General features: G+C 60.8%; 2 protein-coding genes. Both read right to left on the bottom strand.

Going from position 1 to position 1,556, the window contains the following annotated elements; genetic code table 11:
- Positions 1 to 479 precede the first annotated feature (479 nt).
- On the bottom strand, positions 480 to 659 hold the full coding sequence (locus ABIE32_RS21710) for a hypothetical protein (RefSeq protein WP_429019411.1): 180 nt from the start codon (positions 657 to 659) through the stop codon (positions 480 to 482).
- Positions 656 to 1,417, bottom strand: a complete 762-nt coding sequence (locus ABIE32_RS21705) for a hypothetical protein (RefSeq protein WP_429019408.1) — start codon at positions 1,415 to 1,417, stop codon at positions 656 to 658. Before ABIE32_RS21705 ends, ABIE32_RS21710 begins: the two co-directional genes overlap by 4 nt.
- Between the last annotated feature and the right edge of the window lie 139 nt (positions 1,418 to 1,556).

Raw genomic sequence — 1,556 nt, 5'->3', positions numbered from 1 at the left:
CATCAAGTGGCCAAGTTTGAACTGGCACATCTGGCTAGTTTCGCTGTAATTTGCATTTAACATTCCACTGTCCAACTTCTGGGGGTCAGTTCAGTGCCGTAGTGGTGCCGGGGAGGCTTTTTCTATTTTTGCCTGCAGGCCTGGTCGCTGTCTTCACCGCTCAGCCGGCGCTCGATATTCAACTGGCCGCACAGCGCGGTTACTTAGGCGTCTCGCCGCCTAAGGTCGCCTCCGAGGCTCGCGACCACGCCGAGGCCTTCTGCAAGCTGGCGGTCGAGGGCTGCGGCTGTGTCTGCAAGATCGCTGCGGGCAGCGGCGTCGGCTTGGGCTTGGGCTTGCGCATGATAAGTGGCACTTCGGCTGTCGATGTCGCGGTGCAGGCGCTCAGCACGGGCAAGCCTAGCGCGCACATCAACATCAATGCCAGTCTTGAGGTTCGCCAGGCGGTCGGCGTTGTAGATGTCTTGGGCATGCTTGCTTTACTTGATCGCTGTTTGGGTTTCATCGGTGCGTACGGCTTCTGCGCTGGTCGCGGTGCCCTGGGCCTGCTCGGCCTCGCTCCTGACCACCTGCGCGCTCATGCGCCACCCGTTGACCAGCGCACCGGTGGCAAACAGGGCAAAACAGGCCTGAATTTGCAGAATTACACCGGTGGTCATGATTGCTCCCCGAGGCACTTGGCTTGGCGCTCAAGCAGCCGGGTCCACACGTCCTTGCAGCCTTTCGGGACCCAGTTCTGGGGCAGTGAGCAATCCCGGTCCGCTTGCTTCCGCCAGGCTGGCAGCGCGTTGCAGGCCTGCAGGTATCCACCATTGAGCAGGTGCCGGCGCATGGAGCTGGCCCGAAACATGGCTTCGTCCTTGCTCTTGTGGTCGCGCACGATCTGCAGGGCCCTTTCCTTGCTGATGGGCGGGTCTGCCAGAGTCATGCGGGTGCCGTCTTCGTAGACCGTAGAGCCGTAGCCAATGGTCGGAACGTCGCCCTGTGTTGGGATGGCTGCCGATCCCTGCAAGTCCACCAAGGCCCGGTAGCGGTCGAAATCATCAGGGATCAGAATGATCTGCGCCTCGATGTCCTCGTTCTTGATGGCCTTCATGTCAAACAGCGCAAGCAACGCCTGGCGCTTGGTGACGTTCACCCGCGCAGCATCCCGGGCGACCTGCTCGGCTGCCAGGTGCTCGGCTTCCAACGGGGCCAGCTCCTCATCGCTCAGGGGCACCACTTCCCATTGCTGCAGGTAGCCGTCCTCTGTTTCCAGTGGCGCCAGCTCCGCTGCCTTGTGGGTCGCCTGAATGAACGCGGGCGGGTTTGCCGGCGCTACCAGTTCATACTGTTCTGGCGCCTCAAAAGGTATAGAGCCCGAAGGCGCCGCTGTTGAGGGAATGCGGACAAAAACTTGGACTACCAGAAGATACAATGGATACCTCCCTGCCTACGGGCAGCACGGTGTTGTTGCACAAATGTCGTCCTCAGCTAGCGTAGGCTGGGGAGATGAGAGAGACGAGCTGGGACCGGAGTAAGTGCCGCACAACGAACTAGAAGGCGTATAACGCAGC

Source organism: Comamonas sp. 4034 (assembly GCF_050434545.1).
GTDB lineage: Bacteria > Pseudomonadota > Gammaproteobacteria > Burkholderiales > Burkholderiaceae_C > Comamonas > Comamonas odontotermitis.
Note: the sequence above shows the minus strand (reverse complement) of the source record. Positions and strands in the feature narration are given on the sequence as shown.